Here is an 8,194-nt window from a genome sequence, read left to right as displayed (position 1 = left end):
GTAGTACGTCATGTCCACTTGACCTCCTTCGACCTGCACAACGGACCGTGTTGGTTGAATATTCCACTACCGATCCGGCCGCCTTGCCCGCCCCGCCTACCTTGCTACGGCTGCCAGTTCCGCGTTCTGGCGTCCCCGGTGACCGTCGCCCGGTCCGAACGCCCCCGCCGCAGGCGCATCGCCCTGCTGCCCACCGTCGTGCTGCTGCTCGGCGCCGTCTACTGCCTGGTGCCGACGCTGTGGATCCTGATCGCGTCCACCAAGTCGCGCAGCGAGCTGTTCTCCACCGCGACCTATCTGCCATCGTTCGGCTCGGGGCTGGTGGACAACGTCGCCGACCTCTCCTCGTACGACTCGGGCGTCTTCTGGCACTGGATGCTCAACAGCTTCCTGTACGCGGGGGTCGGCGGGTTCGTGGCCACCGCCGTCTCCGCCGCGACCGGCTACGCCATCGCCAAGTACCGCTTCCGGGGCCGCACCCTGCTGTTCAACACCATCCTGGCGGGCGTGCTGCTGCCACAGGTCGTGCTGGCCGTGCCGCAGTACCTGCTGCTGGCCCGGGTCGGCATCACCGACAGCTACGCGGCGGTGATCCTGCCCCAGCTGTTCAACCCCTACGGCATCTACCTGTGCCGGATCTACGCGACCGCCTCCGTCCCCGACTCGCTGCTCGACGCCGGGCGGATGGACGGGGCGAGCGAGTGGCGGATGTTCTCCGCGATCGGGCTGCGGCTGATGGCACCGGGACTGATCACCGTGTTCCTGCTCCAGTTCATCGTCATCTGGAACAACTTCCTGCTGCCCTTCGTCATGGTGACGAGCGACGACAAGTTCCCGCTGACGGTCGGTCTGTACAGCCTGCTGCGCCACGGCGCCAACCAGGCATCCCTGTACTCACTGGTGATCACCGGCACCCTGCTGTCGGTCATCCCCGTCATCGCGCTGTTCCTGTCCTTGCAGCGGTACTGGCGCATCGACCTGGTGACGGGCGGCCTGAAGTAGGCCCCCGTTCCGCACAGGCCAACTCGGCCCCACCCGGAAGGAGTTCGAGCAGACGCCCGCCCATCTGGAACACCTGCCGCTGCCGTACCGCAATGCCCGCGACGTGTACGCGGCCCTCGGTGCCCGTACGTCCGCTCGCAGCCAGGCATCCGCTCCCGCAGTGAACTCGCCGCGCAGTTCAGGGAGTTGCTGCCGGACGACTGATGGTCGCGGAGGCCGAACCGACCTGCGGAACAGGCCCTGGCGAACCTCTGCCCAAGCGGCGACGAGTTCCGGGACGTAGACCGTCGCCCGCACCTCCGTGCACGCGCGCACCATGCGAGCCCGCAGTGTGTCGATGTCGGCTTCCTCGGCCGCCGTCCCGCGCGCCGCGTCCCGCAGCTCGTCCCACAGCCGGCGGGCGCCGATGTGAAAGGTCGCGAGCGCGTCCTGGGCGGGCAGACCGTAGTACGCCCTCCTGCGTGACTCGGCCTGGATCTCCCGCAGTTGACCGGCCGTCGGTTCCACATCGAGGGCGAGCCCGCGCAGGAGGGCGTGAAGGCGGTTGCGTACGGTCATGCGCTGCTCGGCGAGCGGCAGCGCCGCGCAGGAGGGGATCTCGCGCCTGATGTCGTCGGTGACCGCGATGCTGAGCTCCTCGATCCGCGACAGCAGGGATTCGCACAGCTCGCGAAGCGGATGCCCGGCGGGCCGAACCGGAGAGGAAGTCACGCCCGACACTGTCGAATCGACAACGAGTCCCTGTCAATCCTCCTCACCCGGAGTGATGGGCGTGGCCCGCGTGGTGAAAGGCTTGCAGCACGCTTCGTGGTCGACGGGCGTGCAACACGCTTCGTGGTCGACGGTGAGCGGGAGGGTGTCGAAGAAGGCTCTCAACTCCGGCTCGGCGTTGGGCAGTTGCCCGGGATCAGACGGTGAGGACGAGCTTGCCCTGGAGGTGACCGGCGTCGAGCAGCCGGTGTGCGTCGGCGACGCGGTCGAACGGGAACGTCTCCTGCACGTGGACCCGGAGCCTGCCCTGTTCGACGAGTTCGACGAGACCCCGCAGGGCGACGGGATCGGGGTCGACCGCGATGCCGCTGAAGCGCATGCCGGCCGCCTCGTACTTGGCGGCGAGTTCCGGATCGTCCTCGGCGACGGCCGTCACCAGGTGACCGCCCGGGCGGAGCACGGCGAGCGACCGCTCGACGGTGTCGCCGCCGATCGTGTCGAGCACGACGTCGATGTCGCGGACCGCCTCGGTGAAGTCGACCGCCGTGTAGTCGATCACCTCGTCGGCGCCGAACCCCTCGACGAACTCCCGCTTGCTCCCCCCGGCGGTCGCGATCACGTAGGCGCCGCGCGCTTTCGCGATCTGGACCGCGACGTGGCCGACCCCGCCACCACCGCCGTGGACCAGGACGCGGTCGCCCTCGCTCACGCCGCCGAGATCGACCAGGCCCTGCCACGCCGTCAGCCCGACGACCGGCAGCGCAGCCGCCTCGACGTGGGAGAGCGACGCCGGCTTGCGTGCCAGGTGCAACGCCGGCGCCGACACGACCTCGGCGTACGCGTTCGCCGCCTGCGGGAACAGCGGCATCCCGAACACCTCGTCGCCGGGCCTGAACCGCCAAGTCCCCGGCGCCTGTTCGACCACGCCGCTGATGTCCCAGCCGAGGACGAACGGCGGCCGGCCGAGCAGCGGGAACTCGCCGGCACGCAGACGCGCCTCCAGCGGGTTCAGCCCGATCGCCCGGACGCGGACGAGAACCTCGGTCGGCAGCGGCTGGGGCTCGGGTGCGTCCACGACGGTGAGCACCTCGGGACCGCCGAGCGTCTGTTGGGTGATGACTCGCATGAGTCGCATGACTCTCCTGGCTCTGGAGGGTGGTAAGGGAGGAGAGAACCCAGGCTAGGTTTCCGAAAGGAACCGCCAGGTACCTTAGGCGCCATGAGCGGTTTCGGTCCCGGTGGTCCCTTCCTCGCCGACTGTCCGGCGCGTCTGACGGTCGAGCTGATCGCCGACAAGTGGACGGCCGTCGTGCTCTACGGCCTCAGCAAGGGCCCGGTGCGCCACGGCGAGTTGATCGACCTGATCGGTGGCATCTCCCGCAAGGTGCTCACCCAGACGCTCCGACGGCTTGAGGCCCACGGACTCATCAGCCGCCACGCCTACGCCGAGGTGCCGCCCCGCGTCGAGTACGAACTCACCCCGCTCGGGGCGACGTTGCTCGACCCGATCCACATGCTGACCGAGTGGGCGAGGGCGAACGGCGACGCGGTGCTCGACGCGCTCGACGCCGGTCCCGAGCCGGCCACCCACAGCGACTGAGGCCCTCGCCGGCGCACCGCTACGTCGCCGTAGAAGACGTGGCCGTGCTGTGTCGTCCCCGGCGTATGAAGACGCTCGTCAGGAGCCGGCGGCACCATGGCGTTCTGTGTGAGGTCCGCGGGGAGGGAGCGTGCGGTCGACCAACAAGCGCTCCTGGCCTGCTGTTTCTCCGGGCGTTACGGAGGGGTGCGGGCGCGCGGCCGGTTCGAGCACGCAGAACGAACGCGGAGGGGTCGGCGCACGCAGCCGGTCCCTCTCGGGGTCGGTCGGTCAGCCGGCCACAGGCTGCCACCGGGTTCTCTGGGCGGGGCCGACGCCGCTGAGCCACACCAGCGTCCCGCCGATCAGGCCCGGCCTGTCCCGCGTGGCGAGGGCGGGGGCTTCGAGCATGTCGGCGGCCTCTTCCAAGTAGGTGACCAGTGTGTCGAGTACGTCGCCGGGGGGTTCGTCGTAGCGGGACCAGGAGCCCAAGTAGCCCGTCGCGGCGTCCAGATACAGACCCGTGGTGCTGTCGGCCGGGCCCAGGGCGACCACCGGAATCCGGGTCGCCTGCCACACGGTGATCCGCTCCTCCTCGGGGCGGTTGGCGTTGAGGGCGTCCTGGTGAGCCTGCGCGTCAGCCTTCAGCCGGTAGCGCGCGGCCACGGCGGCCAGGTCCATCAGAGCCATGTTGCCCGGAAGGCAACCCCGGCCGCCGGCCCCGTCGTCACCCGCGGTCAGCATCCACAGGGTGCGCAGCTCGACCGGTATCGGGATGCCGAGATCTGCTTCCAGGGCGGCGATGGCGGCGGAGTCGGCGCCGGTGCGGAGCGCGGCGTAGGAGTCGGGGGCGTTGGTCTGGAGCCAGGCGGTGATGCGGCGCCAGGCATCGGCGACCTCCCTGACCGTGATCGCGGCAACAGCGGGGCCGACAGGCTGTTCTTGTCCCTGGGCGTCCGTCGAAGGCTGGGCGGAACCGTTCGTGGAAGGCTGGGCGGAACCGTTCGTGGAAGGCTCGGCGGAACCGTCCGTGGAGCGCTCGGTGGAGTGGGCCGCTCTCAGGAACCGGATCTCGACGCGGTCCGGCTCGCGTATGTAACCGACGGACAGGTCGGGGCAGTCCTCGAACATGTCGCCGTCGACCGTCACGGTCAGGATGCCGGGCAGCCCCGACGGTCGGCCCAGGTCCGGATCGTCGGCCAGCTGACCGGCCACAGCTTTCAGCGCGTAGGGAACTCCCGCCCCGAGCTGGGCGGCGATGTCGCGTACGTCCGGCTGGATCTCGATCTTCACAGCCCGGTGCTCCTTGGTGGTCGGAAGTCGGAAGGCGCGGGCGATGCCCCTCACGCACCGGGCCCGGGCCCCGGTGTTCAACGGGGAGCGGCGCAACGGATTTGCCGTGCCCGGCACCAGTCCCACGTGCGCTGTCTCGCGAGGGCGGTACCGCTAGGCGGAACCGGTGGTGCCGGTGGTGCCGGTGATGTCGGTGGTGCCTGTCGGCGGAGTCTGCTGATAGAGCGCCACCAACATGCCGTGCACCGGCTGGTCCTCCGCGTCCTCCTCGGCCTCGTCGACCAGTCCGGCGAGAGTCTCGCCGAGTTCTCTCGCCTTCGCGGGGCTGAGACGCAGGTGGCGCAGTGTCAGGTGGGGCTCGACGGGGGAGCGGTCCAGTTCCTGGGCGATGGCGGCGAACATCGCGGCGGTGCCTGCCGCTTGGGGTTCGGCGACGACCATGCGGCGGGCCGTGCGCTGGTGGTACTGCTCGGTGCCGCCGCGGACCTGGCGGGTCTCGGCGATGTGGACCAGCCCGGCTTCGCGGAGCACTTTGAGGTGGTGGGCCACGTTGCCCTTCTTCGCGTCGAGCTGCGCCGCGAGCTGGCTGACGGTGGCAGGACGGTGGCCCAGGGCGAAGAGCAACCGCTGACGCAACGGGTGGGCGAGCGCCGCGAATTGGTCGGGCGCACCGATCTCCAGAACATCCTCGGGGGGTGGCAGATGGGAAGGCTGATCACGCATACCGAAAGTGTCTAATCTCGTTGACGCTTTCGCAAGGGCGATGCTCTACTCCCTGTCATGACCACTCTGACGAAGCTTCAGCCCGCCCCTGTCATCGACGAGACAGCCCGGTTGCTGACCGAGCACTACGTCTTCCCCGAAACAGCCGAGCAGCTCGCCGGCCTGCTGCACCGACGCCTCACCGAGGGCGCCTACGACGTCGACGACGCCGAGGCGCTCGCCCGTCTGGTCACCGCGGACCTGCAGTCCGTCAACGGCGACCGCCACCTGAGACTCAAGCACCACGCAGACCCCGTACCCACCGAGCAGGGGGCGGCCGGCCTGGCCGCCATCCGCCGGGACTTCGACACCTCGCTGGGCGGAGCGCCCCGCGTGGAGCTGCTCGACGGAGGGGTCGCCGTGGTGGAGCTGGCGCCGATGCTGTTTCCGCTGGAGTGGGCCGCCGAGCCGCTGAGCGCCGCGCTCACCCTCGCCTCCCGCGCCCAGGCACTGATCGTGGACCTCCGCGCCAACCGGGGCGGTGACCCGGACACGGTCGCCTTCGTCTGCGGTTACCTGCTGGACGAGCGCACGCACCTCAACACCATGTACTGGCGCGACGGCGGGCGCACCGAGCAGTCCTGGAGCCCGCCGCACGTTCCCGGCGCGCGCTTCGGCGGCAGCAAGCCGTTGTACGTGCTGACCAGCGACAGCACCTTCTCCGCCGCCGAGGAGCTGGCGTACGACCTTCAGCAGCTCGGCCGCGCGGTTGTCGTCGGCGAGCGCACCCGCGGCGGCGCGCATCCGTGTGAGGGCTGGACCGTGCACCCGCACCTGGAAGCCACCGTCCCCGTCGGCCGCGCCGTCAATCCCGTCTCCGGCACGAACTGGGAGGGCACCGGTGTGCAGCCGGACGTCCCTTGCGCCGCTGCCGACTCCCTCGACCAGGCGCACACGCTGGCCCTCTCCCGCCTGGCAGGCTGACCCGGTCCAGCGCGTGACAGCGTTGCGCGCAGTGCCCCTGTCCACGTCGGTGGCCGGCCTCGGCGGCAGAGGCCCCGATGTCCGGCGGCCCTGGTCTCCGGCGGCCCCGCCGTGCTCGCCCCGAAACGGCCGGATCCGCTGCCAACCGCCTTGACCGGATGGCAGAGGACATCAGTCGGCACGGCACGCCCTACGGCTCAGCCGCCGCCGAGAGTCTCCATGCACGTCATGCACCGGCTCGTCGCCGACAGCTGCGCGGCACCCCCAGTGGCGACGGCTGGGCTGCCCTCGCTGATTCGGCCCCAGGCTCCGGGGGACGGATCGAGAATCCACCCCCACTTCGGGGGCCGCACCTCGTCCTCTGTCATGTGATCGCAGGCGCCCGGAACATGCGCCTTGCCGTTTCGCTTGATCAGGATGGCGTTGCCGGGGAAGCGCCGCCACTCCTGTCGGACACGCCTTTCCTCCGGGTGTGCCTTGGGCACGCTGCCATCAGGAGGAGATGCGCACCCCAGCCCGATGATGTTGTCGCATCGCTCGCAGCGCAGCTCTTTCATGTGCCCCTCTGACGTGGGATCTCACGGGCCATGGCGCGCGGCCCGTCGCCGACCAGTATTCCTTCGCCCGTCCCACGTAGTGACCTGGCCGAGTGGTCTCAGGGGCGGGCCAGTTCCCTCAGCTGCTTGAGGGGGGCCCTGCCATTACCCCGAAGAGCCCGCCCTGCCACAGTTCCGCGATCCGGGCGAAGGTGGAGGAGCAAGATGCCGGTACTCCGGCCCCTCCCCGGTCACCACGGGCGCGATCCGCCGGGCCGGGCGAGAGTGGGGGTGCCGGGTACGCCATGGATCGAAAGAGGGCGAGATGCGGTACATCAAGCTGCGTGACCTGGAGGTTTCCCGGATCGGGCTGGGCGCCATGGGTATGTCCCACGGCTACACCGGCTCCGGTACCGACGACGCGGAGTCGATCCGGACCGTCCACCGAGCCCTGGAACTGGGCGTCACGCTCATCGACACGGCCGAGATCTACGGGCCGTACACGAACGAGAACCTGCTGGGCCGGGCGCTGAAGGGGCGCCGGGAACAGGTGGTGCTGGCCACGAAGTTCGGGCTGGTCTCGCACGGCGGCGACGGCGCCGGGAACCTGGACTCCGGCCCGGCGAACATCCGCACCGCGGTCGAGGGCTCCCTGAAGCGGCTGGGCACCGACCACATCGACCTGTACTACCAGCACCGGGTCGACCCGAACACGCCGATCGAGGAGACCGCCGGCGCTGTGAAGGAGCTGATCGACGAGGGCAAGGTGCGTGCGTTCGGGCTCTCGGAGGCCGGCCCGGACACGATCCGCCGCGCCCACGCCGTGCAGCCCGTCACCGCGGTCCAGTCCGAGTACTCCCTGTTCACCCGCGGTATCGAGGACCGTGTCCTGCCGGTGCTGCGGGAGCTGAACATCGGCCTGGTGCCGTTCTCCCCGTTGGGCCGCGGCTTCCTGACCGGCACGGTGCGCTCCACCGACCAGTTCGACGAGAGCGACTTCCGCCGTGACAACCCGCGCTTCACCGGCGAGAACTTCCAGCGCAACCTGGCGCTCGCCGACGAGGTCAAGGCCCTGGCCGACGAGGCCGGTGCCACGCCCGGGCAGGTGGCGCTGGCCTGGCTGCTGGCGCAGGGCGACGACATCGCCCCGATCCCCGGCACCAAGCGCGTGGCACGGGTCGAGGAGAACACCGCCGCCGACGCCGTCGTCCTCACCGCGGAGCAACTCGACCGGCTCTCCGGTCTGCCGCCCGCCGCCGGAGCCACCCACACCGAGGCCCAGGCCCGGATGCTCGAACGCTGACACCGCCCCGTCGCGCCCCGGCCCAGCAGGTTCTCGTTCGTGTACGGCCCGTAGATCTCGGCCGTGTCGATGAGCGTGACGCCC

General features: G+C 70.2%; 8 protein-coding genes. 4 read left to right on the top strand and 4 right to left on the bottom strand.

Annotation, left to right across the window (positions count from 1 at the left end):
- Window positions 1-138 precede the first annotated feature (138 nt).
- On the top strand, window positions 139-1,002 hold the full coding sequence (locus ACNFOC_RS46405; protein WP_416965026.1) for a carbohydrate ABC transporter permease: 864 nt from the start codon (window positions 139-141) through the stop codon (window positions 1,000-1,002).
- Here the strand turns inward: ACNFOC_RS46405 and ACNFOC_RS46400 are convergent.
- Window positions 895-1,713: an RsbRD N-terminal domain-containing protein gene (locus ACNFOC_RS46400; RefSeq protein ID WP_416965025.1), complete on the bottom strand. Its 819-nt coding sequence runs from the start codon at window positions 1,711-1,713 to the stop codon at window positions 895-897. The two genes, ACNFOC_RS46405 and ACNFOC_RS46400, sit on opposite strands and share 108 nt — an antisense overlap.
- Window positions 1,714-1,909: 196 nt before the next feature.
- Entirely contained in the window at window positions 1,910-2,839 is a 930-nt protein-coding gene (locus ACNFOC_RS46395) for an NADP-dependent oxidoreductase (RefSeq protein ID WP_416965027.1), read from the bottom strand.
- A 93-nt stretch (window positions 2,840-2,932) separates the two neighbouring features.
- On the opposite strand from ACNFOC_RS46395, the gene ACNFOC_RS46390 reads away from it, so the two are divergent.
- Entirely contained in the window at window positions 2,933-3,313 is a 381-nt protein-coding gene (locus tag ACNFOC_RS46390) for a winged helix-turn-helix transcriptional regulator (RefSeq protein WP_416965024.1), read from the top strand.
- A gap of 270 nt (window positions 3,314-3,583) precedes the next feature.
- Here the strand turns inward: ACNFOC_RS46390 and ACNFOC_RS46385 are convergent, their stop codons facing one another.
- Together ACNFOC_RS46385 and ACNFOC_RS46380 are read right to left on the bottom strand one after the other, a co-directional pair.
- Entirely contained in the window at window positions 3,584-4,585 is a 1,002-nt protein-coding gene (locus ACNFOC_RS46385; protein ID WP_416965023.1) for an SMI1/KNR4 family protein, read from the bottom strand.
- A 153-nt stretch (window positions 4,586-4,738) separates the two neighbouring features.
- A complete protein-coding gene (locus ACNFOC_RS46380) occupies window positions 4,739-5,308 on the bottom strand; it encodes an ArsR/SmtB family transcription factor (RefSeq protein ID WP_416965022.1) in 570 nt (189 codons plus the stop codon).
- A gap of 57 nt (window positions 5,309-5,365) precedes the next feature.
- Here ACNFOC_RS46380 and ACNFOC_RS46375 point away from each other — a divergent pair, with 57 nt between their 5' ends.
- Window positions 5,366-6,271: a S41 family peptidase gene (locus ACNFOC_RS46375; protein ID WP_416965021.1), complete on the top strand. Its 906-nt coding sequence runs from the start codon at window positions 5,366-5,368 to the stop codon at window positions 6,269-6,271.
- 861 nt (window positions 6,272-7,132) lie between these two features.
- Complete coding sequence (locus ACNFOC_RS46370) at window positions 7,133-8,110, top strand: aldo/keto reductase (RefSeq protein ID WP_416965020.1); 978 nt, start codon at window positions 7,133-7,135, stop codon at window positions 8,108-8,110.
- Window positions 8,111-8,194: the final 84 nt, after the last annotated feature.

It is taken from the genome of Streptomyces colwelliae (genome assembly GCF_048158785.1).
In the GTDB taxonomy this organism is placed as follows: Bacteria; Actinomycetota; Actinomycetes; order Streptomycetales; family Streptomycetaceae; genus Streptomyces.
The sequence above is the reverse complement of the archived record's forward strand: the minus strand, read 5'-3'. Positions and strand labels throughout refer to the sequence as shown.